This window comes from Streptomyces sp. NPDC041713 (assembly GCF_055591085.1).
In genome coordinates, this window is the sequence record NZ_JBVIZY010000005.1 from 25,626 (window position 1) to 46,972 (window position 21,347).

Sequence of the window (21,347 nt, forward strand, 5' to 3'; positions counted from 1 at the left end):
CGTTCTTTGCGCAGTTCCCCGCGCCCCCTGATCTGTCGCCCCGGTCCGTCGTCTGCTGCGGGCCGCGGGTCGTTCTTTGCGCAGTTCCCCGCGCCCCCTGATCTGTCGCCCCGGTCCGTCGTCTGCTGCGGGCCGCGGGTCGTTCTTTGCGCAGTTCCCCGCGCCCCTGACCACCTGGCCCCGGCCCGTCGTCGTCTGCAGGCCGTGGTCGCTTTTGCGCAGTTCCCCGCGCCCCTGAGATGTCGCCCCGGTCCGTTGTTTGCTGCGGGTCGGGGGGCGTTTTTTGCGCCGTTCCCCGCGCCCCTGATCTGTCCCCGGCGCGCTATTCGCCCGCCACCCTCACCAAGCCGCGGACGGGACCGCCCTCAGGGGCGCGGGGAACTGCGCGAGCAACCAGCGCGCACCCGCAGAAAAACGCCCGCCGGAACCACCCCTAAGGGGCGCGGGGAACTGCGCGGCCAGCCAGTGCGCGCCCGCAGACGAACACCGGTCGGCGTCACCCCCAGGGGTGCGGGGAACTGCGCAACGCACCCGTTAGGCGGCCGCCGCCCCCCTCACCACGCCGCGATATTCGTGCGCCGCATCCGCGGCTCCCGGCGCGGGGGCGTGTGGCCGCTCAGGCAGATGAGGCGGGTCGCCCGGTGACGTTGGCCCGCGTAGGGGGACAGCAGGCGCAGCATCTCCGCGTCGTCCGCCTCGCGGTCGTCCGCGAGCGCGTACCCCACGATGCCCGGCAGGTGGACGTCCCCCACCGTCACGGCGTCCGCCGCCCCATTGCTCCGCTGCACCGTCTCCGCCGAGGTCCACGGGCCGATGCCCGGGATCAGTTCCAGGCGGGCCTGCGCCTCCAGGGGCTCCATGCCCGCCGCCTCCTCGAGCCGTGCCGCCCGCGCCACCGCGCGCAAAATCGTGGACGCCCGCTTGTTGTCCACGCCCGCCCGGTGCCACTCCCAGGAGGGGATCAACGCCCAGGTGCGGGGCGCCGGCATGACGTACAGGTCGGGGCCCGGACTCGGGGCCGGCTCGCCGTACGCGCGGAGCAGCAGGCGCCACGCGCGGTACGCCTCGTCCGTGGTGATCTTCTGTTCCAGGATCGACGGGATCAGTGCCTCCATGACCAGACCCGTACGGGTCAGCCGCAGGCCGGGCCGCCGGCGTTCCGTCACCGCGAGCAGCCGGTGGCGGGGGACGAAGGCGCCCGGGTCGTCCGACGCGCCCAGCAGATCCGGGAGCCGGTCCAGGAACCAGTCCGCGCCCGGCCCCCACGCCTCCGCCTCGACCGTCCCGGAGCGGACGGCGACCCGCAGCGTGCCGGGCCCCTCCGGCGTACGGCTCGCCCGCCAGACGGAGCCGTCGGGGGTCCTGCGGAACGCCGGGTCGGCCGGTCCGCGACGCAGCGCGCCCAGGGTCAGGCCGAGGTCGACGGGGAACGGCGGCTTCCAGGTGCGGGTCCGGGCGGTGGCCGGGTGCGGCGCCGTGTTCTGGTGCGGGAGGGCGCCCTTCGGGACGGCCGTCTCGCCACCGCGCACGGTGGTGCGGGTGGGGCGCGGGGCGAAACGGGACGACATCTTTATGAGGGTAGGCGACGGCCCGCCCGCGCGGGGCACCTACGGGAGGGCCCCTACTGGTCCGACGAGAAGCGGACCGCGCCCGCCGGCAGCGTCGCCCCGCACCAGACCCGTACGCCCTCGCGCAGTTCGTTGTCGGCGCCGACCACCGCGCCGTCGCCGATCACCGCGCCGGTGAGCGCCGCGCGGGCGCCGATCCGCGCGCCCGCGCCGATCAGGGAGTCTGTGATGACCGCGCCCGGTTCGACGACCGCGCCAGCCAGGATCGTGCTGCCGCAGACGCGGGCGCCCTCGCCGATCCGCGCGTTCTCGCCGACGACCGTGCCGCCGGTGAGCTTCGCGTCGGGGGCCACGAGGGCGGTGGGCAGGGTCAGGCTCTCGCCTCGGCGGCCGGGCACCGCAGGGGAGGGCGCGCGGCCGAGGACCAGGTCGGCGGAGCCCCGTACGAACGCCTGCGGGGTGCCCAGGTCCAGCCAGTACGTGGAGTCGACCATGCCCTGCAGGTGGGCGCCGGCGGCGAGGAGGCCGGGGAACGTCTCACGTTCGACGGAGACCGGGCGGCCCGCGGGGATCGTGTCGATGACCGAGCGGCGGAAGACGTACGCGCCCGCGTTGATCTGGTCGGTGACGATCTCCTCGGGGGTCTGCGGCTTCTCCAGGAAGGCCGTGACCCGTCCGGTCGGATCGGTGGGGACGAGGCCGTAGGCGCGCGGGTCGTCGACCTTGGTGAGGTGCAGAGAGACGTCGGCGCCCGACTCCTCGTGGGTGGCGACCAGGGCGCGGATGTCCAGGCCGGTGAGGATGTCGCCGTTGAAGATCAGGACCGGTTCGTCGGGGCCCGAGCGCAGCCGGGACGCCACGTTGCGGAGGGCGCCGCCGGTGCCGAGGGGCTCGGTCTCCGTGACGTACTCGATGTGCAGGCCGAGCGCCGAGCCGTCGCCGAAGTACGGCTCGAAGACCTCGGCGAGGTAGGAGGTGGCGAGGACGATGTGCTCGACGCCCGCGGCGCGGGCCCGCGCCAGCTGATGGGTGAGGAACGGGACGCCGGCCGCCGGCACCATCGGTTTGGGGGTGTGCACCGTGAGCGGCCGAAGCCGGGTTCCCTTGCCGCCGACCAGGAGGATCGCTTCTGTCACCTGTCGTCTCTGCTTCCTGCTGGGGCCGGCCGAACGGGGGTTTCGGCCGGCCAGTGTATGCAGACGGATGTGCAGATCGTGCAGATCGTGCAGATCACGCAGTTCGGACGGTGCGTCGGAGCTCAGCGGCCCCGGGGTTCGGAGCTCAGCGGCCCTGGAGTTTCGCCGAACTCGTCCGGGTCGAACCGAGCTTCTTGTACAGGCGGTTCCCGGGGCACTCGGTGGCGAATCCGTCGCGGTGCCCGGAGATCACGTGGAGCCGGACCTTCTTGCCCTTCTTGTACTTGCCGCCGCCGGACGTCAGGACGGTGGTGCCGCGCGGGTTGGCGCCGAACAGACCGAGCTTCCACGCGGTCAGCTTGGCGACGGCCTTGACGGCCGCCTTCGGCGGTGCGGTGGTGCTGTACGTGCCGAGGACCGCGATGCCCGTGGTGTTGGTGTTGAACCCGAGCGTGTGGGCCCCGAGGACCGGCTTGGCCACACCGCCGGCACGTCCCTCGTAGATGGTCCCGCACTTGTCGATCGCGAAGTTGTAGCCGAAGTCGCGCCAGCCGCTGCTCTTGACGTGGTAGCGGTAGATGCTGCGCAGCACGGACGGCGCCTGTGAGCAGCGGTAGTTGTTGCCGGACGCGCTGTGGTGCACGAAGGCCGCCTTGACGGTCTTGGTGTACGCGAAGTTCTTCTCGCGGAGCCGTTCGTCGGCGCCCCAGCCCTTGCGCGTGACGATGCGCGGCCGCGGGCCGATGTGCGGGCGCACCTTGCCGACCGCCTCCGGGCCGCCGCGGGCGGCGATCAGGTCGTCCTCCGACTGGCGCTTCGTCAGTTCGGGGATGACCGCGGCACCGATCGGCGCGAGGTCGGCGTTGACCGCGGAGGACGCGGCGGACTCGGCGGTCAGCGCGCCGGCGTGTCCCACGTCGAGCTTGGCGCCCTGCGGCGGGGCCTCGTCGCCGGGGTCGACCAGTTCGATCCGCAGGCCTTCGGGGAGCCGGGGCGGTGCGGCCCGGTCCGCGCCCTCGGGCCGTTCGGGCCGTACGCGGATCTCGACGCCGTCGGACGCGCCGACCCACAGCGGCGCGGTGGAGCCGCGGACCGTGCCGGTGCCCCGCTCGGCGGTGTCGAGGTCGGCGGCGTGTTCGTGGTTGTGCGTCTCGACGTGCTGCCAGCCGGACCAGGTGCGGGTGCCGGTCGCACGGGTGCGGACCTGGACGGTGCCGAGCAGTTCGGCGTCGGGGTCGTTCCAGACGACGCCCACCAGGGAGAAGCGGCGCACATCGCGCTGGGTCAGGCCCTGTTCGCTCACCTCGGCCGGGCCGAGCGAGCGGTCGGAGCCGAGCGGGACGAGGGGCAGGGACTGGGTGCTGCCGGGCACCGCCTCCGTGGCGGGGCCGGCGGCCGACGGTGCGCCGGGCGTCGCGGCCCGGGCGCCGGACGCCGGCAGGGTGAGGGGCAGGGCGAGGGCGGCCGCGCACGTGACGCCGATCGAGGAAGCAAGGAATCCACGCATACGACTGATAGTTGGCATATCCGTGCATATCTGTCCATCGGGAAACTGACGGGTCGTCGGCCGAGTGCGGGCGATCCGATCCCTCGCACTCCCCGCCACGCCGGGGCCGGACGCACCGCCCGCGTACCCTTGCGCCCGTGAACGCCAACGACCGCACCCCTGCCGACCTGCTGCGATCCGCGCTCGCCTCGGACCCGGCCCGTCCCCTCGTCACCTTCTACGACGACGCCACCGGCGAACGCGTGGAATTGTCCGTGGCCACCTTCGCCAATTGGGTGGCCAAGACCGCCAATCTGCTCCAGGGCGACCTCGCCGCCGAACCCGGCGACCGGGCCGTGCTGCTGCTCCCCGCGCACTGGCAGACGGCCGTGTGGCTGCTCGCCTGTTCGTCGGTGGGGGTCCTCGCCGACGTGGGGGGCGACCCGGCGTCGGCCGACCTCGTCGTCAGCGGCCCGGACTCGCTGGACGCCGCGCGCGCCTGCTCCGGTGAGCGGGTCGCGCTCGCGCTGCGCCCGCTCGGCGGACGCTTCCCGCAGCCGCCGGCCGGTTTCGCGGACTACGCGGTGGAGGTGCCGGGCCAGGGCGACCGGTTCGCGCCGTACGCGCCCGTCGACCCGGACGAGCCGGCGCTCGCCGTGGACGGCGTGGAGCTGACCGGCGCCGCCCTGGTGGAGCGGGCGGCCGCCGACGCGGAGCGGCTCGGCATCGCGCCCGGCACCCGGATCCTGTCCGGTCTGCCGTACACCACCTGGGAGGGGCTGAGCGCCGGGCTGTACGCGGCGCTCGCGGCGGGCGGCTCCGTGGTGCTCTGCCGCCACCTCGACCGGCTCGCCGAGGACGGCCTCCACAAGCGGATCGAGGACGAGCTGGTGACGGTCACGGCGCGCTGACGCCTCCGGCCGGCCCGTGCCTCTCCTCTCCTCCCCCACTCCTCCTCCCACCCCCTCCGTCCCCTCTTTGTCCCCCGTTCGGCCCACACCGTCCCCGGGCCCGGAGGCCCCCGGCGCCGCGCCGGTCCATGGTCGTAGGAACCGACCACGCACCGACGCAGCCATGAGGGGTGGACGCTCACGTGACCGAGACCGCAGGCACGCCTTCCGGACCGGACGAGCCGCCGGCCCCGGAGGGCGCACCGCCTGAGCCGAAGGCCACGTACGGACCAGGGACCGGCGCGAGCGCCACCGGCGCCGGCGTCGTCCGCCGCAGACGGCGCTGGCTGCGCTACACGGCGCTCGGCGTCGCCGTCCTGGTGCTCGGGGCGGGGGGCGTGGGCTGGGCGGCGTACCAGAAGCTCAACGGGAACATCACCACGGACACCGACGCCGCTGACGAGCTGGCGCGGTTCGAGAAGGAGCGTCCGACGGCGCTGGTGAACGGCGCCCAGAACATCCTGCTGCTCGGCTCCGACACCCGCGCGGGCCCCGGCAACCGCGAGTACGGCCGTGACCCGGGGACCCAGCGCTCGGACACCACGATCCTGCTGCACCTGGCAGCCGACCGGCACAGCGCGACGGCCGTGTCGATCCCGCGCGACCTGATGGTGGACATCCCCGGCTGCCTCCGCCCGGACGGCAGCCGCACCCAGCCCCAATTCGCCCAGTTCAACTGGGCGTTCGAGTTCGGTGGGACGGCCTGCACGATCCGTACGGTGGAGAAGCTCACCCGGATCCGCGTCGACCACCACATGGTCGTGGACTTCGCGGGCTTCAAGGACATGGTCGACGCGGTCGACGGCGTCCAGGTCTGCATCAGGGCGCCGATCGACGACACCGACGCCAAGGTGGCGCTCCCGCCGGGCCTGCGCTCCCTCAACGGCGAGCAGGCGCTCGGCTACGTCCGCGCCCGCAAGAGCCTCGGCAACGGCAGCGACACCGACCGGATGGACCGTCAGCAGCAGTTCCTCGCCGCGCTCGTCAACAAGGTGCAGAGCAACGACGTCCTGCTCAACCCGACCAAGCTCTATCCGGTGCTCGACGCGGCCACGTCCTCGCTGACGACCGACCCCGGCCTCGCCAGTCTGCGGGGCCTGTACGACCTGGTGCGCGGCATGCGCGACATCCCCACGGAACGGGTGCAGTTCCTGACCGTTCCCCGGCAGTCCTACACCTACGACGCCAACCGCGACGAGCTCGTCGAGCCCGCGGCGGACCAGCTCTTCACCCGGCTGCGCACGGACAGCCCGGTCGTGGTGGACCCGCGGCGGACCGAGAGCTCCGGGCCCGGCGAGGCGCGGACCCGCACGGACTCCCCGGCCACGGACCGGCCGTCCGCCTCGGAACAGCCCCCCGCCGAGGAACCGCCCTCCACCGACGAGGACGGCGACGGCTCCGGCGAGGACGGGAGCGACGAGAAGCCCGACGACCCGGCGCCCACGCCGTCCCCCGTTCCGACATTCCGGGGCAACACGGCCGCCGGATCCACCTGTAAGTAAAACGATCCCCAAGGGATGGCGCCGCCCCACAAAGAAATGGGGCGGATTGCCCGGTTGTAGGGGAGTGGAATTTGTCACCGGCGTCGTCCGACGCTGAACTGGGCGGATAGTGTGAGCGATCCGGTGCGCCGGGCCATGACGGCCACGCACCGCTGGAACGACTGACCGAGCGCCTTCTTGAGGGGGTAAGGCGCCGCGTGGCCCCGACGGAGGACGCAAACAACCGTGGACGCGCAAGGCCGTGGGCGGGCGGAGAACATCGATCCCGCAGACCAGTGGGTGCTCAATCCGGACACCGGTGACTACGAACTGCGACTGAGCCCCTCCGCAGGGCAGTCGACCGTGCCGGGCCCCCGTGGCTCGTCGACCCGTGGAAGCGGCCGCGGCCGCACCGAGACGGGCCGTGAGCGCTCCCGTCGCAACGATCCCGGCAAGCGCGACGAGCGCCACGAGGAGCGCCGCGAGGTGCCGGGGCAGCGGCGGCGGCGCGTCAAGGAGCCGGAGCCCGGCTCGGGCGGCGGCCGGCGCAAGCAGAAGCCGCGCAAGTCCAAGGGCAAGAAGGTGCTCGTCTGGACGGGCGGCACGCTGGCGTTCCTGCTCGTCGCGGGGTGTGCCGGCGGCTACCTCTACTACCAGCACCTCAACGACAACATCACGTCGATAGACGACGACGGCGCGGGCACCGGCGGGTTCAGCAAGGACCGGGCCATCAACATCCTGGTGATGGGCACCGACAAGCGCAGCGGCAGCGGCAACAAGGGGTACGGCGACGAGGGCAGCGTCGGTCACGCCGACACGACGATCCTGCTGCACGTCTCCAAGGACCGTACGAACGCGACCGCGTTGAGCATCCCGCGCGACATGATCGTCGACATCCCGAACTGCCCGACGAAGCAGGACGACGGCAGCGTCAAGAACATCGAGGGCACGCAGAACGCCCGCTTCAACGAGAGCCTCGGCCAGTCCGACCGCACGCCGAGCTGCACGATGCGCACCGTCAAGGCGATCACCGGCATCACGCCCGACCACTTCATGGTGGCCGACTTCAACGCGGTCAAGACGCTCTCCAGCGCGGTCGGCGGCGTGGAGGTCTGCCTCGCCAAGGACATCGACGACCCCAAGTCGCATCTGAAGCTGCCCAAGGGCAAGCACACGATCGAGGGCGAGGACGCGCTGGCGTTCGTCCGCACCCGCCACTCGGTGGGCACCGGCGGCGACTTGAGCCGGATCGAGCTGCAGCAGCAGTTCCTCAGCGCGCTGATGCGCAAGCTCAAGTCGAACGACACCCTGACCAGCCCGAAGAAGATGTTCGCACTCGCCGAGGCCGGCACCAAGGCGCTCACCGTCGACTCCAAGATCGCCGACATCATGAAGCTCAAGAGCCTCGGCATGGAGCTCGGCAAGCTCGACGTGAAGAACCTGAGCTTCACCACCGTCCCGGTCGTCGACAACCCCGCCGAGAAGGTCCACACCACGGTGGTGCCCGCCCCGGCCAAGGCGGAGCAGCTCTTCGCGATGATGCGCGCCGACCAGTCGCTGACCGCGGTGAAGAAGAAGCAGAAGAAGGAGAAGGCCGAGGTGGCCGCCCGCCTCAAGGGCCCCAAGGCCGACGCCTCCGAGGTGCGGGTCGACATCTACAACGGCAGCGGCAAGACCGGCGCCGCCCAGACGACGCTCACCTGGCTGCAGAACGACGAGGGCGTGCTCAAGTCCAGCCAGCTGGGGAACGCGCCCTCGAACCTGAAGAAGACGACGCTCGAGTACGCGCCGGACCAGGCGGACCAGGCCCGTCGGCTCGCCGACATCATGGGTCTGCCCGCCGCCGCCCTGAAGCCGGGCAAGAGCGAGAAGAACGCACAGGGTCTGCCGGCCATGAAGCTGACGCTCGGCGGCGACTTCGAGGGCGCGGGGGTGCCCATCGACGCCTCGACGAAGGTGCCGAAGGACATCAAGAAGGTCGAGGCGGACAAGACCGTGTGTGCCAAGTGACCTGAAGCGGTCGTTCTGCATCTAACAGTGCGCCAAGGCGTCGCGGAGCGGCCGCAGTTCGGGAATGGGGCGGGGAGGGGCTGGGGATGAGGCAGAACAGCGTGCGTAAGGAGGGGACACGACGACGTGTCCCGCACGCGAGTGATCACGGCTGGGACGGCGCGCACGAGGACGCGGCAGGCCCCGGCAAGCCCGCGCCGAGCGGCGCCGAGCCCCCTCGGGGCAGCCGCGGCCACCGCCGCGGCCGCGGCGCGGGCGACGGCGGTCGGCCACCGCGCCGCAAGCGCCGGGTCCTGCGCTGGTCGGCGACGATCCTCTCGGTGCTGATACTCGGCACGGCCGGCGCCGGATACCTGTACTACCAGCACCTCAACGACAACCTCGAGACGGACGACCTGAACCTCGGGGAGCACCGGGCGCCCGCGCCCACCCCCAACGCCGCGGGTCAGACCCCCCTCAACATCCTCCTCATCGGCTCGGACGCGCGGGACTCCAAGGCCAACCAGAAGCTGGGCGGGGCCAAGGACACCTTCGGCTCACCGCCGCTCGCGGACGTACAGATGCTGCTGCACCTCTCGGCCGACCGCTCCAACATGTCGGTCGTCAGCATGCCGCGCGACACCCTGCTGCAGATCCCCAAGTGCACCGACCCGGACGACGGCAAGGTCTATCCGCAGACCGGCCCGCGGAACATGACGAACGAGTCCCTGGGACGCGGGGGTCCCGGCTGCACGGTCGCCACCTGGGAGAAGCTCACCAACATCCACATCAACCACTTCATGATGGTGGACTTCTCGGGGGTGGTGTCCATGGCGGACGCCATCGGCGGCGTCCCGGTCTGCGTGGACCGCAACATCCACTCGCGGGACAGCCAGGGCCACGGCTCGGGCCTGAAGCTGAAGAAGGGCACCACCGAGGTCAAGGGCAAGCAGGCCCTGCAGTGGCTGCGTACCCGCTACGGCTTCGAGGGCGGCACCGACATCAGCCGCGCCAAGGCCCAGCACATGTACATGAACGCGCTGGTCCGCAAGCTCCGCGAGAACACCGGCCTGAGCAGCCCCAACCAGCTGCGCAAGCTCGCCGAGGAGGCGACGAGCGCGCTGAAGGTCGACGACGGCCTCGGCACCATCAAGAAGCTGTACGACCTGGGCAACGAGCTCAAGAAGGTCTCGCCGAGCCGTACGACGATGACGACCATGCCGTTCGACTACGCGGGCGCCCGCGTCGTCCCCAAGCCCGGCGACGCGGAGCAGCTCTTCCGGCTGGTCCGCGACGACATCCCGCTGGACGGCAAGGGCGTGAAGAAGCCGGCCAAGGAGAAGGCGTCGGACGATCCCGCGGCCGACGACGACGAGATCGCGGTGCAGGTCCAGAACGGCACCCGGACCGACGCGGAGCCCCCGGTCAGCGGCCGGGCGGCGACGGTGGCGCAGCTCCTCGCGGCCAAGGGCTTCAAGAAGGCGACGCCGGACGCGGCCACCGCGCTGACCGAGGAGCGGACCCTCGTCCGCTATCCCAGCAAGGACCTGGAGGGCGACGCCCAGCGGATCGCCAAGTCGCTCGGTCTGCCGCTGAGTTCGGCGAAGAAGTCGACGGACGTCTCCGGGGTGACCCTGGTCGTCGGCGCCGACTGGCGCGAGGGCGAGCGGCCGCCCAAGCCGAAGAAGAAGGACGACAGCACACCGGACTCCGCGGACGCGCTCAGCGGCTCCGACAAGAAGGCGTGCATGAAGGTCGACCCGAACTTCAGCTGGTAGGCGTACGGGAACGCAGGTGTACGGGAGACGGTCCGGCCCCACCGGTGAGGTGGGGCCGGGCCGTCTCGTCGCGTACCGTCCGGCCCGCGGCCGTCAGGCCTCCTGCGCGGTGCCCAGGACGGCCGGGCGGCGCGAGGCGATGACCCGCTTGGCGAGCGAGCGCGGGCTGGTGAGGAAGCCCCAGCCCCACGACATGTGCATGGTGGCGAGCGCGACCGGGATCTGCAGGCGTGCCTTCAGGGGCAGGCCCTTGCCCGCGGGGACCGAACCGGCGGCTATGGCCGCGAGGTAGCCGCCGGGGACGACGAAGCCCCACGGGGTGAGCGCCGCGCCCACCACGATGCCCGCGGCGATGGCGCAGACCGCGGTCGGCGGCGCGAGGTAGCGGAGGTTGATCGAGCCCTCGTGGTAGCGGGCGACGACGTGCCGCCAGCGGCCGTAGTCCTTGTACTGCTTGGCCAGCGCCTTCACGCTCGGCCGCGGGCGGTACGAGACCTTCAGCTCGGGCGAGAACCAGATCAGGCCGCCGGCCTCACGGATGCGGAAGTTCAGCTCCCAGTCCTGGGCGCGGATGAACTCCTCGTTGTAGCCGCCCTGCCGCTCCAGGGCCTCGCGGCGGAAGACGCCCAGGTAGACCGTCTCGGCCTGCTGGGGTTCGCCGCCGGTGTGGAAGGCGGCGTTGCCCACGCCGATCTTCGAGGTCATGGCGGCGGCGACCGCGTGCTCCCAGTCGTTCTGGCCCTCGGCGTGCATGATGCCGCCGACGTTCATCGCGCCGGTCTCCGCCAGGAGCCGCACGGCGGTGGTGATGTAGCCGGGCGAGAGCGCGGCGTGACCGTCGACGCGCACCACGACGGGGTGCCGGGACGCCTTGATGGCGGCGTTCAGCGCGGCGGGCGTGCGGCCGGACGGATTGGGCACCGTGTGCACCCGCGGGTCCTCCCGGACCAGCTCGGCGGCGATCTCGTCCGTGCGGTCGGTGGAGGGGCCGAGCGCGACGACGACCTCCATCTCGCCCGCGTACTCCTGCTGCAGGATCGCGTGCACGGCCTCACGCAGATGCCGCTCCTCGTTGAGGACGGGCATGATCACGGATACGGCTGGAGGCTGCGCCTCGGACTTCGCGTTCATCACGCGTCACGTTACCGCGAATGGGGGACACGGGTGCGCGCCGTCCGGGTCGCTACCCCGGGCCGCATTTCGTATGGCCTTACCTTTCTCGGGTCGCCCGGCCCGTCTCCCACCCCCAGCCGCCCGTCACCGCGGAGGTGTTCCGCACGTGCCCGCACCGCCCCGCTCCCCCGCCCCCGCGCCGCGCCCGCGCCCACCGGCCCAGCGGGCCCGACGGACGTCCGCGGGGCGGCGGAAACGGCCCCGCTGGGCGATGCGGGTGGCGTGCACCGTCTCGGTGACGGTGCTGGCCGCGGCGGGCATCGGGCACTCGGTCGTCACCAGCCTGGACACGGGCATCAGACGGGTGGACGTCTTCCGGGACATGAAGAACAGGCCCGAGTCGGGCCACGGCATCAACGTGCTGCTCGTCGGCACCGACGGCCGGGACAAGATCACCCCGGAGGAGAAGGCGAAGTACCGGCTCGGCGGCGCGCCCTGCCACTGCACGGACACGATCATGATCGTGCACATCTCGGAGGACCGGGACCGCGCCAGCGTGGTGAGCCTGCCCCGGGACAGCTACGCCGATCTGCCCCCGCACACCGACCGGAACACCGGCCAGAAGCACCGCGAGCACCCCAACAAGATCAACGCGGCGTACGCGGAGGGCGGCCCCAACCTGACCGTGCAGACCGTCGAGCACATGACGAAGGTCAAGATCGACCACTATCTGGAGGTCGACTTCCTGAGCTTCATGAAGACGGTGGACGTGCTCGGCGGGGTGCAGATCTGCACGGCCCGCCCGCTCCGGGACTCGCACACGGGGCTCGACCTGGCGGAGGGCACGCACCAGCTGAACGGCGGCGCGGCGCTCCAGTACGTACGGTCCCGCTACGTCGACGGCGCATCGGACCTGGGCCGCATGCAGCGCCAGCAGCGTTTCCTCGCGGCGCTCATCGCGAAGGCGACGAGCAGCGGGGTCCTGCTGAACCCGGTCAAGTTCCGCGACGTGACGCGGACACTGCTCGGCTCCGTCCGGGCCGACAAGGGCTTCGGCACCGGCGACATGCTGGACCTCGGGCGGGCGATGCGGGGCTTCTCGCCCTCCTCGTCGGAGTTCACGACGGTGCCGCTGGACGCCACGGGGCAGGTGGTGCCCGGCATCGGCTCGACGCTGAAGTGGCACCCGGTGAAGGCGGGCCGGCTCTTCGAGGCGCTGCGCCAGGACCAGCCGCTCGCGGCGCACCGCCCCAAGAGCAAGGCCACGATGGTCGACGTCTCGCCGCAGCAGGTCCGGGTCCAGGTGGAGAACGGCACGGGGGCCCCGGGGCTCGGCAAGAAGGTCGACGCGGCGCTGCGGGCGACCGGCTTCCAGACCACGGGGGCGCCGGCGGACGTGCCGGGCGCGGCGGCCCGCCCCGCCCCGCGGACGGTCATCGCCTTCGACCCGCGCTGGGACCGCTCGGCGAAGTCCCTGGCGACGGCACTCCCGGGCGCGGAACTACGCCCCGTACCGGGCCAGGGCCCCACCCTGAAGGTCATCGCGGGCACGGACTTCAAGGAGGTCCGCAAGGTCCGCGCGGAAGACGCCCAACAGGGAGAATTCGGAGCGATCAGAGGCGACGAGGTGACCTGCGGCTAGCGGGCCCCGTAAGGGGCACGGGGAACGGCGCGAGCAACCACAGGCGCCCCGCACGGAGAACGCACCGGAACCACCCCTAGTCGTCGAACCCCTCAGCCACCCGCGCCTCCCGCAACTCCTTGATCGCCCGGCGCCGCGCCAACCGGTGCGTGCGCCGGATCTGCGCCTCCTGGTAGCGGCGCCGGTCACGGTCCGTCTCGGGCACCACCGGAGGAACCGTACGCGGCTTGCCGTCCGCGTCGACCGCCGCGAAGACGAGGTACGCCGAGCCGACCTGCTGCGCGGGCGTCGACTCGTTCCAGCGCTCGGCGAGGACCCGGACGCCGACCTCCATGGAGCTGCGCCCGGTCCAGTTGACCTGCGCCTTCACATGGACGAGGTCGCCCACCCGCACCGGCTCGAGGAACACCATCTCGTCCATGGACGCGGTGACCGCGGGCCCGCCCGAGTGGCGGCCGGCGACCGCCCCCGCCGCGTCGTCCACGAGTTTCATGATCACGCCACCGTGCACCGTACCGAGGAGGTTGGTGTCGTTGTGGGTCATGATGTGGCTGAGCGTGGTGCGGGAGGCCGATGTCGGCTTGCCCTCGATCGCCCCGCGGGCCTGGGGATTCTCCTCCGGCCGGGACGCCGTCGGACGGGGAGCCTGGTCTGTCATGCCCTCCACCCTATGCCGGGCCCGCGCCCACCCCCTCCCCGCCCGCTTTGCATCAGCTCTGCTACAGCACTGCGTCGAATTCCCGACCGCCCTGTAAGGCGCGGGGTCCGAGACGGCACACTGGGCCACATGAGCGATTGGCCTGACGATCAGGGCGGCGGCCGGGGGTACGGCCGCGGCAGCGGGGACTCCCAGCCCGACGGCGCCCGCGTGATGCGGCATGTGCAGCGCGGCCCGGCGTCCCGTCCGGCCGGTCCGCCGCCGGGCGGGGTGCCGCAGCAGCCGGCGTACGACGACGGGTACGGCGACGGCCGCCCGTACGGCGACGCCCGGGACGACGTCTTCGAGCCGCGCGCCCCGCGCCAGGGCTCGTACGGCCAGAACCCCGACAGCGCGTACGACAGCGGTTACAACACGGGGCAGGTCTACGGCCAGGGCGGCGGCGGCAACGGCGGCGGCCCCGCCTCGGCGACGCGCGCCCCGCGCCCCGCGCCGAACTGGCGCAAGCGGCTCAAGTGGGGCGCGATCACCCTGGTCACGGTGCTGGTCGTGGTCTCCGTCTCCACGTACTTCTGGGCCGACTCCAAGCTCAAGCGCGAGGTCGACCTCTCCAAGGTCATCGAGCGGCCCGAGGGCGGCGCCGGTACGAACTACCTGATCGTGGGCTCCGACAGCCGCGAGGGCATGACCGACGAGGACAAGAAGAAGCTCCACACGGGTTCGGCCGAGGGCAAGCGCACGGACTCGATGATGATCCTGCACGTCGCGGACGACGGCGGGAACACGATGATCTCGCTCCCCCGCGACTCGAACGTCACGATCCCCTCGTTCAAGGGCGCCGAGTCCGGCAAGCTCTACCCGAACCAGGGCCGCCAGACGAAGCTCAACGCCGCGTACGCGGAGGACGGCCCCGAGCTCCTCGTGCGGACCGTCGAGTACAACACCGGCCTGAAGATCGACCACTACGCGGAGATCGGCTTCGGCGGCTTCGCCAAGATCGTGGACGCGGTCGGCGGCGTCGAGATGGACATCCCCAAGGCCTTCAAGGACAAGTGGTCCGGCGCCGACTTCGAGGCGGGCAAGCAGACGCTGAACGGCCAGGAGGCCCTGGCCTTCGTCCGCACCCGGCACGCCTTCTCCAGCGACCTGGACCGGACGAAGAACCAGCAGAAGTTCCTCGCGGCCCTGGCCCACCAGGCGGCGACGCCCGGCACGGTCATGAACCCCTTCAAGCTCTACCCCACCATGGGCGCGGGCCTGGACACCCTGGTCGTCGACAAGGACATGGGCCTGTTCGACGTGGCCTCCATGTTCTGGGCGATGAAGGGCGTGACCGGCGGCGACGGCAAGTCGATGAACATCCCGATCTCGGGCAGCGTCGGCGGCAACCTCGTCTGGGACAAGGCCAAGGTCAAGAAGCTGGTCGAGGAGCTCAACAACGACGACGCGGTGACCGTCGCGGGCAACTGAGGCCGCCGTCCACCGCCGAAGGGCCCCGCCGATCCGTCGGCGGGGCCCTTCCGTGTGCGGCGGGGCCCCTCCGTGTGCGGCGGGGCCCTTCCGTGTGCGGCGGGCCCGTCGGCGGGGGTTACCCCGAACGCTCCGCCCGCCGAGAACCCGCGGCCGCTCCGTGTCACGGTGGTGCGAACTGGCCGCCCCCGCCGACGTCCGGAGCACCCGCCATGGCAGACCTGCAGGAGGACCTCTCCACCACCGCCGAGGCGGGGGAGCTCGACCCGCCCCCCGTCCCGCCCGAAGCCATCCCCGCGCCCGACACCGGGACCCTGCGCGAGCCGGCCACCGAGCCCGTACCCGTACGGGATCCGCTGCCGCTGCGGCATCCGCTTCCCACCCGGGAGCCGCTCCCCGTACGGGAACCCCTCCCCCTACGGGAGCCGCTGCCCGCCCGGGAGACCGAGACGGGCCGCCCCGGACCGGTCCGGTCCGCGGACGCGGCTCATTCGTCTGATTCGTCTGACTCGACTGACTCGACTGGGCGGGCCGATCCGGTCGACCCGGCCGAGCGGGCTCGTGCGCTGCTCGCCGCCCACCCCGTCGCCGACGGCTACAGCGGTCTGCCGTGGGCGCTGCGCCAGCTGTCCTGGCACGACTTCGAGACGGGCGACAGCGGCCTGGAGAGCGACGTGCCGCGGCTGCGCGCGGGACGGGTCGGCGCGCAGTTCCTGTCGGTGCACGTGCCCGAAGGCCCCCGTGCCGACCGGCCCGTCGGCGCGACGCTCGAACAGATCGACTTCGTACGGCACCTCATCGCCGCCCACCCCGAGGGGCTGCGGCTCGCCCGCAACTCCTCGGAGGCGGCCGACGCGCGCAACTGCGGCCGCATCGCCACGCTGATCGGACCGGCCTGCGGGGCCGCGCTCGGCGACTCGCTGGGGGCACTGCGCGCGCTGCACAGCCTCGGCCTGTGCGCGGTGACGCTCTCCGGCACGTCGTGGGCGGGGCCGGGCGGGCTCACCCCGTTCGGCGAAGAGGTCGTCAGGGAGATGAACCGGCTCGGGGTCCTCGCGGACCTGTCCGGCGCGTCCGAGGCGACGGCGCGGCGGGTCCTCGCGGTCTCCAAGGCCCCGGTGATCTTCACCCGCTCCGGGGCGCGCGCCCTGCGCGACCACCCGGCGAACCTCACCGACGAACTGCTGGCGGCGGTGGGCGCCGCCAAGGGGCTGTGCCTGGTGCCACTCTCCGCGGACCGCACGGGACCCTCGGTGCGCGAGGTGGCGGACCACCTGGACCACGTGCGGCGGATCGCCGGGCCTGAGTGCGTCGGCCTCTCGGGGACGTACGACACCACCGAGGCGCGGCCCGACGAGCTCGCCGACACGGCGAGTTACCCCCGGCTGATCGCCGAGCTCGTCGAACGCGGCTGGCCCGACGCGGAGTTGGCGCTGCTCACCTGGGGCAACGTCCAACGCGCCCTGCGTGGCGCGGACTTCACGGCGCGGGCCACGCGGGATCGTCGGGCGCCGTCCACGGCGCGGATGGAGCGTCTGGACGGCTGAGCGGGCCGGTCGGACGTGAGGGGCCGGGTGGTCGGGGTGGGCCGGGCGGTCCTGACGGGGTGGCCGCCTCTTCTCCGGGTCCCCTAGGGGATCTTGCAGAGGCAGAAGGGGTGGCCCGCCCGGTCGGCGTACACGCGGAAGTCGCGCTTGCCGCCGTCGTCGTCCAGGTCCAGCGGCCGGGCGCCGAGGGCGAGCACCTTCTTCTCGGCGGCCTCGATCTCCTCCATGGTGCGTCCCGCGTCGAGGTCCAGGTGGACCTGCTGGGCGTTCGCGTCGGAGCGGGGCCACTCCGGCGGGCGCAGGTCGGTCACCCGCTGGAACGACACCTTGACGCGGCCGGGCAGGACGAGGTCCACCCAGTCGCCGTCGTCCTCGATGGTGCCGCCGATGATCTGCGCGTAGAACTCGGCGAGCCGGCGCGGCTCGGGGCAGTCGAGGACCACGTTGCGCAGTGTGGCGAAGGGGATGGTGGTGTCCTGGGCGTGGGCCTCGGTCATGTCTCGCTCCTTCGACGGGTGGGGGGCGTCGACCGTGGGCCCAGGGGTCGGACTTCGGGCCTCGGGTCGCCCCTAGGGGATCAACAGGCGCACAGGCAGAACGGGTGCCCGGCGGGGTCCGCGTAAACCCGCCAGGACCGGTCGCGGTCGGCGGCGTCGAGGACGGTGGCGCCGAGCGCGAGGATCTCCTTCTCCACGGCGTCCATGCCGTCCATGTCATCCACTGTGAGGTCCAGGTGGAACTGTTGCGAGCCGTCGGGGGACGGCCACGACGGCGGTACGAAGCCGGGGGCCTCCTGGAAGGCCAGGGCTGCGCCCCCTTGGCTCCCTTGGCCTCCGTGGTCCTCGTGGGACTTCAGGTCGTACCAGCCCTCGTCGCCGGGGGTCGGGGTGCCGCCGATGACGGACGCGTAGAACTCGGCGAGGGCGAGGGGGTCGGGGCAGTCCAGGACGACGACGTCGAGTCTGGCGAGGGGCATGGTTCCTGCTTCCGTCAGGAGGATTACCGGTTATGGGCGCTCAGCCGGTAACGGTTACTCCATACTCCCGCCAAAGGGGTAACGTCGCAACCATGAACGACAGAGCGCCCGCGCCGGGAGGGCTCGCGCTGATCCAGGACCTGGTGAACACGCTGAACCTGGAGACGGGGGCGGATTCCCTGGACACGGAGGAAGGGCTGCGGGCGTTCGGGCTCGCGCCGGGTGACGTGGGGGCGCTGCGGGGGGCGCGGGAGCTGCGGGAGGCCCTGCGGGCGGCGTGTCTCGCGCACGCCGGGCATCCGCCGCACCGGCCCGTGCGGGGGCTGACCGAGCTTCTCGCGGCGGGGCCCGTACGGGTACGGGTGGATGCCGCGTCCGGCGCCGCGTCGCTCGCCGCCTCCGACTCCGACTCTGACTCCGCGTCGCTGACGGCGCGGGTGGCGGTCACCGTCGCGGAGGGGCTGGTTGCCGGGACGTGGCTCCGCCTCAAGGCGTGTGAGGCGGTGGACTGTCACTGGGCGTACTACGACCGGAGTCCCGCGGGGCGGGGGCGGTGGTGTGACATGGGGGTTTGTGGGGCGCGGGCCAAGATGCGGGCGTATCGGCTGCGCCGGGCTTGAGCGGATTGGGTTCGGGGTGGTGTCCGGTGCGTTCTCGGTGCGGGTTGTGGGGGTTGCTCGCGCCGTTCCTCGCGCCCCTACGGGGTGCCCCCTGGGCGCCCTTACGGCTGGGCGGTCCTTACGCCTGGGGGCGGCCCATTGCTCGGTAGGTCCAGCCTGCTGTGCGCCACTTCGCCGGGTTCAGGGCGTTGCGGCCGTCCAGGATCAAGGGGGTGGTCGCCGCCGCTGCCAGTTCCGTCGGGTCCAGGTCGCGGAACTCCTGCCACTCCGTGAGGTGCAGGACGACGTCCGCGCCGCGGACCGCGTCCAGGGCCGTGTCCGCGTAACCGAGCGTGGGGAAGAGGCGGCGGGCGTTCGCCATGCCCTTGGGGTCGTACACCGTGACCTGGCCGCCCTGGAGGTGGATCTGGCCGGCGACGTTCAGGGCCGGGGAGTCCCGTACGTCGTCCGAGTCCGGCTTGAACGTCGCGCCGAGCACCGCGACCCGCTTGCCGAGGAACGAGCCGCCGCCCAGCGCCTCCCGCGCCATCTCGACCATCTGGCCGCGCCGCCGCATGTTGATGGAGTCGATCTCGCGCAGGAAGGTGAGGGCCTGGTCGGCGCCGAGTTCGCCGGCCCGCGCCATGAACGCGCGGATGTCCTTCGGCAGACAGCCGCCGCCGAAGCCGATCCCGGCCCGCAGGAACTTCTTGCCGATCCGGTCGTCGTACCCGAGGGCCTCCGCCAGCATCACGACGTCACCGCCCGCCGCCTCGCACACCTCGGCCATGGCGTTGATGAAGGAGATCTTCGTGGCGAGGAAGGAGTTGGCGGAGGTCTTCACCAGCTCGGCCGTCGGGAAGTCCGTGACGACGAACGGGGAGCCTTCGGCGACCGGCGTCGCGTACACCTCGCGCAGCAGCTCCTCCGCGCGCTCGCTGCGCACGCCGACGACGATCCGGTCGGGGTGCAGCGTGTCCTTGACGGCGAAGCCCTCCCGCAGGAACTCCGGGTTCCAGGCCAGCTCGACCTGGTCGCCCGCGGGGGCCAGCTCCGCGAGGCGCGCCGCGAGCCGGTCCGCGCTGCCCACCGGCACGGTGGACTTGCCGACGACCAGGGCCGGCTTGGTGAGGTGCTTGGCGAGGGACTCCAGGGCGCTGTCGACGTAACTCATGTCGCAGGCGTACTCGCCGTGCTTCTGCGGGGTGTTCACGCAGAGGAAGTGGACGTCGCCGAAGTCCGCCGCCTCCGCCCAGTCCATGGTGAAGCGCAGCCGGCCGCTCGCGCCCTCGAAGCCCGCGACGTGCTTGCGGAGCAGCTCCTCCAGACCGGGCTCGTACATGGGGACCTCGCCCCGCGTGAGCATGTCGATCTTCTCGGGCACGACGTCGAGCCCGAGCACCTCGAAGCCGAGCTCGGCCATGGCCGCGGCGTGCGTGGCGCCGAGATAGCCGGTGCCGATCACGGTGATCTTGAGGGCCATGCGGTGCTCCAGAGGGCTGTGGCGTCAGTGCGCAGACGAGCATAGTCCCGCGTGTCCCGGCCTCTCACCGGGCACGATTCCCGCTGTCGCGAAGCTCACGTATCCCTTGCGTGGGGCACACCACTAAAATTTGGGTTACTTAACGGTAATTAGCGTCCTTGGAGCGTGAGAGACCTTGGCCGGATCGGCTGATTTCGACCTGTACCGCCCGTCCGAGGAGCACGACATGCTCCGCGACGCGATCCGTTCGCTGGCCGAGGCGAAGATCGCGCCGTTCGCCGCCGCGGTGGACGAGGAGGCCCGCTTCCCGCAGGAGGCGCACGACGCGCTCGTCGCCAACGACCTGCACGCGGTCCACGTACCGGAGAGCTACGGCGGCGCCGGTGCCGACGCGCTCGCGACGGTCATCGTGATCGAGGAGGTGGCGCGCGTCTGTGCCAGCTCCTCGCTGATCCCGGCCGTCAACAAGCTCGGTTCGCTGCCGGTCATCCTCTCCGGCTCCGAGGAGCTGAAGAAGAAGTACATGTCGGCGCTCGCGGGCGGCGAGGGCATGTTCTCGTACTGCCTCTCCGAGCCGGACGCCGGTTCGGACGCGGCCGGCATGAAGACGAAGGCCGTGCGCGACGGCGACTTCTGGGTGCTCAACGGCGTCAAGCGCTGGATCACCAACGCGGGCGTCTCCGAGTACTACACGGTGATGGCCGTGACGGACCCGGAGAAGCGCTCGAAGGGCATCAGCGCCTTCGTCGTCGAGAAGGGCGACGAGGGCGTCTCCTTCGGCGCCCCGGAGAAGAAGCTCGGCATCAAGGGCTCCCCCACCCGCGAGGTCTACCTCGACAACGTCCGCATCCCCGCCGACCGCATGATCGGCGAGGAGGGCACGGGCTTCGCCACGGCGATGAAGACCCTGGACCACACCCGCATCACCATCGCGGCGCAGGCCCTCGGCATCGCGCAGGGCGCCCTCGACTATGCCAAGGGGTACGTCAAGGAGCGCAAGCAGTTCGGCAAGCCGATCGGCGACTTCCAGGGCATCCAGTTCATGCTCGCCGACATGGCGATGAAGATCGAGGCGGCCCGCCAGCTGACGTACGCGGCGGCGGCCAAGTCGGAGCGCGGCGACAGCGACCTGACCTTCCAGGGCGCGGCCGCCAAGTGCTTCGCGTCGGACGTGGCGATGGAGGTCACGACGGACGCGGTCCAGCTCCTCGGCGGCTACGGCTACACCCGTGACTACCCGGTGGAGCGCATGATGCGCGACGCGAAGATCACGCAGATTTATGAAGGTACGAATCAGGTTCAGCGGATCGTGATGGCACGGAACCTGCCGTAGGCGACGGCGCTTCAGCGGTACGAGACGGTGCCCTCTCCCCTGGCTTCAGGGGGGAGGGCACCGTTTCGTGCCCCGTAAGGGGCGCGGGGAACTGCGCGCTCGGCCACGGCGGGCCCGCGGACGCGTCTGCCTGCGGCG

Annotated in this window: 17 protein-coding genes; 9 read left to right on the top strand and 8 right to left on the bottom strand. The window is 71.9% G+C overall.

Annotated features, from left to right (window positions below):
• Window positions 1–554: 554 nt before the first annotated feature.
• The 3 genes from ACZ6CV_RS16595 to ACZ6CV_RS16605 form a co-directional block, all read right to left on the bottom strand.
• Entirely contained in the window at window positions 555–1,568 is a 1,014-nt protein-coding gene (locus ACZ6CV_RS16595; protein ID WP_469251509.1) for a DNA-3-methyladenine glycosylase family protein, read from the bottom strand.
• Between the two features lie 53 nt (window positions 1,569–1,621).
• On the bottom strand, window positions 1,622–2,704 hold the full coding sequence (gene manB / locus ACZ6CV_RS16600) for a mannose-1-phosphate guanylyltransferase (protein WP_469251510.1): 1,083 nt from the start codon (window positions 2,702–2,704) through the stop codon (window positions 1,622–1,624).
• A 145-nt stretch (window positions 2,705–2,849) separates the two neighbouring features.
• Window positions 2,850–4,211, bottom strand: a complete 1,362-nt coding sequence (locus ACZ6CV_RS16605) for a peptidoglycan recognition protein family protein (protein ID WP_469251511.1) — start codon at window positions 4,209–4,211, stop codon at window positions 2,850–2,852.
• 137 nt (window positions 4,212–4,348) lie between these two features.
• Here ACZ6CV_RS16605 and ACZ6CV_RS16610 point away from each other — a divergent pair, with 137 nt between their 5' ends.
• The 4 genes from ACZ6CV_RS16610 to ACZ6CV_RS16625 all read left to right on the top strand — a co-directional run bounded on the left by ACZ6CV_RS16610 (window position 4,349) and on the right by ACZ6CV_RS16625 (window position 10,388).
• Window positions 4,349–5,101 carry a TIGR03089 family protein gene (locus tag ACZ6CV_RS16610; RefSeq protein WP_469251512.1) on the top strand — a complete coding sequence of 251 codons (753 nt, stop codon included), beginning with the start codon at window positions 4,349–4,351 and terminating at the stop codon, window positions 5,099–5,101.
• A 182-nt stretch (window positions 5,102–5,283) separates the two neighbouring features.
• Window positions 5,284–6,642, top strand: coding sequence for an LCP family protein (locus ACZ6CV_RS16615; protein ID WP_469251513.1), 1,359 nt, complete (start codon window positions 5,284–5,286; stop codon window positions 6,640–6,642).
• Between the two features lie 225 nt (window positions 6,643–6,867).
• Window positions 6,868–8,631 carry an LCP family protein gene (locus tag ACZ6CV_RS16620; protein ID WP_469251514.1) on the top strand — a complete coding sequence of 588 codons (1,764 nt, stop codon included), beginning with the start codon at window positions 6,868–6,870 and terminating at the stop codon, window positions 8,629–8,631.
• An 86-nt stretch (window positions 8,632–8,717) separates the two neighbouring features.
• Window positions 8,718–10,388, top strand: coding sequence for an LCP family protein (locus tag ACZ6CV_RS16625; protein ID WP_469251515.1), 1,671 nt, complete (start codon window positions 8,718–8,720; stop codon window positions 10,386–10,388).
• Between the two features lie 93 nt (window positions 10,389–10,481).
• Here the strand turns inward: ACZ6CV_RS16625 and ACZ6CV_RS16630 are convergent, their stop codons facing one another.
• Entirely contained in the window at window positions 10,482–11,519 is a 1,038-nt protein-coding gene (locus tag ACZ6CV_RS16630) for a glycosyltransferase family 2 protein (protein WP_362377200.1), read from the bottom strand.
• 148 nt (window positions 11,520–11,667) lie between these two features.
• Here ACZ6CV_RS16630 and ACZ6CV_RS16635 point away from each other — a divergent pair, with 148 nt between their 5' ends.
• Window positions 11,668–13,143, top strand: a complete 1,476-nt coding sequence (locus ACZ6CV_RS16635; protein WP_362377202.1) for an LCP family protein — start codon at window positions 11,668–11,670, stop codon at window positions 13,141–13,143.
• A 76-nt stretch (window positions 13,144–13,219) separates the two neighbouring features.
• On the opposite strand, the gene ACZ6CV_RS16640 is transcribed toward ACZ6CV_RS16635, so the two are convergent.
• Window positions 13,220–13,801 (bottom strand): acyl-CoA thioesterase, encoded by a 582-nt coding sequence (locus ACZ6CV_RS16640; protein WP_469251516.1) that lies wholly within the window; start codon window positions 13,799–13,801, stop codon window positions 13,220–13,222.
• 129 nt (window positions 13,802–13,930) lie between these two features.
• On the opposite strand from ACZ6CV_RS16640, the gene ACZ6CV_RS16645 reads away from it, so the two are divergent.
• On the top strand, window positions 13,931–15,271 hold the full coding sequence (locus ACZ6CV_RS16645; RefSeq protein WP_469251517.1) for an LCP family protein: 1,341 nt from the start codon (window positions 13,931–13,933) through the stop codon (window positions 15,269–15,271).
• Between the two features lie 212 nt (window positions 15,272–15,483).
• Window positions 15,484–16,818, top strand: coding sequence for a dipeptidase (locus ACZ6CV_RS16650; protein WP_469251518.1), 1,335 nt, complete (start codon window positions 15,484–15,486; stop codon window positions 16,816–16,818).
• A gap of 83 nt (window positions 16,819–16,901) precedes the next feature.
• Here ACZ6CV_RS16650 and ACZ6CV_RS16655 read toward each other — a convergent pair whose 3' ends face one another.
• Both ACZ6CV_RS16655 and ACZ6CV_RS16660 read right to left on the bottom strand, forming a co-directional pair.
• Window positions 16,902–17,315 carry a VOC family protein gene (locus tag ACZ6CV_RS16655; RefSeq protein ID WP_469251519.1) on the bottom strand — a complete coding sequence of 138 codons (414 nt, stop codon included), beginning with the start codon at window positions 17,313–17,315 and terminating at the stop codon, window positions 16,902–16,904.
• A gap of 80 nt (window positions 17,316–17,395) precedes the next feature.
• Window positions 17,396–17,794: a VOC family protein gene (locus ACZ6CV_RS16660; RefSeq protein WP_469251520.1), complete on the bottom strand. Its 399-nt coding sequence runs from the start codon at window positions 17,792–17,794 to the stop codon at window positions 17,396–17,398.
• A gap of 92 nt (window positions 17,795–17,886) precedes the next feature.
• Here ACZ6CV_RS16660 and ACZ6CV_RS16665 point away from each other — a divergent pair, with 92 nt between their 5' ends.
• A complete protein-coding gene (locus tag ACZ6CV_RS16665; protein ID WP_469251521.1) occupies window positions 17,887–18,414 on the top strand; it encodes a CGNR zinc finger domain-containing protein in 528 nt (175 codons plus the stop codon).
• A 118-nt stretch (window positions 18,415–18,532) separates the two neighbouring features.
• On the opposite strand, the gene ACZ6CV_RS16670 is transcribed toward ACZ6CV_RS16665, so the two are convergent.
• Window positions 18,533–19,876: a UDP-glucose dehydrogenase family protein gene (locus ACZ6CV_RS16670; protein ID WP_469251522.1), complete on the bottom strand. Its 1,344-nt coding sequence runs from the start codon at window positions 19,874–19,876 to the stop codon at window positions 18,533–18,535.
• A gap of 175 nt (window positions 19,877–20,051) precedes the next feature.
• On the opposite strand from ACZ6CV_RS16670, the gene ACZ6CV_RS16675 reads away from it, so the two are divergent.
• A complete protein-coding gene (locus ACZ6CV_RS16675) occupies window positions 20,052–21,209 on the top strand; it encodes an acyl-CoA dehydrogenase family protein (protein ID WP_355820182.1) in 1,158 nt (385 codons plus the stop codon).
• Window positions 21,210–21,347 lie beyond the last annotated feature (138 nt).

What these genes read in the sequence shown, in the direction of transcription:
- ACZ6CV_RS16640 (WP_469251516.1), bottom strand. Translation starts at nt 13,801, where the DNA reads ATGACAGACCAGGCTCCCCGTCCGACGGCGTCCCGGCCGGAGGAGAAT.
- ACZ6CV_RS16645 (WP_469251517.1), top strand. Translation starts at nt 13,931, where the DNA reads ATGAGCGATTGGCCTGACGATCAGGGCGGCGGCCGGGGGTACGGCCGC.
- ACZ6CV_RS16630 (WP_362377200.1), bottom strand. Translation starts at nt 11,519, where the DNA reads ATGAACGCGAAGTCCGAGGCGCAGCCTCCAGCCGTATCCGTGATCATG.
- ACZ6CV_RS16625 (WP_469251515.1), top strand. Translation starts at nt 8,718, where the DNA reads ATGAGGCAGAACAGCGTGCGTAAGGAGGGGACACGACGACGTGTCCCG.
- ACZ6CV_RS16670 (WP_469251522.1), bottom strand. Translation starts at nt 19,876, where the DNA reads ATGGCCCTCAAGATCACCGTGATCGGCACCGGCTATCTCGGCGCCACG.
- ACZ6CV_RS16665 (WP_469251521.1), top strand. Translation starts at nt 17,887, where the DNA reads ATGAACGACAGAGCGCCCGCGCCGGGAGGGCTCGCGCTGATCCAGGAC.
- ACZ6CV_RS16650 (WP_469251518.1), top strand. Translation starts at nt 15,484, where the DNA reads ATGGCAGACCTGCAGGAGGACCTCTCCACCACCGCCGAGGCGGGGGAG.
- ACZ6CV_RS16660 (WP_469251520.1), bottom strand. Translation starts at nt 17,794, where the DNA reads ATGCCCCTCGCCAGACTCGACGTCGTCGTCCTGGACTGCCCCGACCCC.
- ACZ6CV_RS16655 (WP_469251519.1), bottom strand. Translation starts at nt 17,315, where the DNA reads ATGACCGAGGCCCACGCCCAGGACACCACCATCCCCTTCGCCACACTG.
- ACZ6CV_RS16605 (WP_469251511.1), bottom strand. Translation starts at nt 4,211, where the DNA reads ATGCGTGGATTCCTTGCTTCCTCGATCGGCGTCACGTGCGCGGCCGCC.
- ACZ6CV_RS16595 (WP_469251509.1), bottom strand. Translation starts at nt 1,568, where the DNA reads ATGTCGTCCCGTTTCGCCCCGCGCCCCACCCGCACCACCGTGCGCGGT.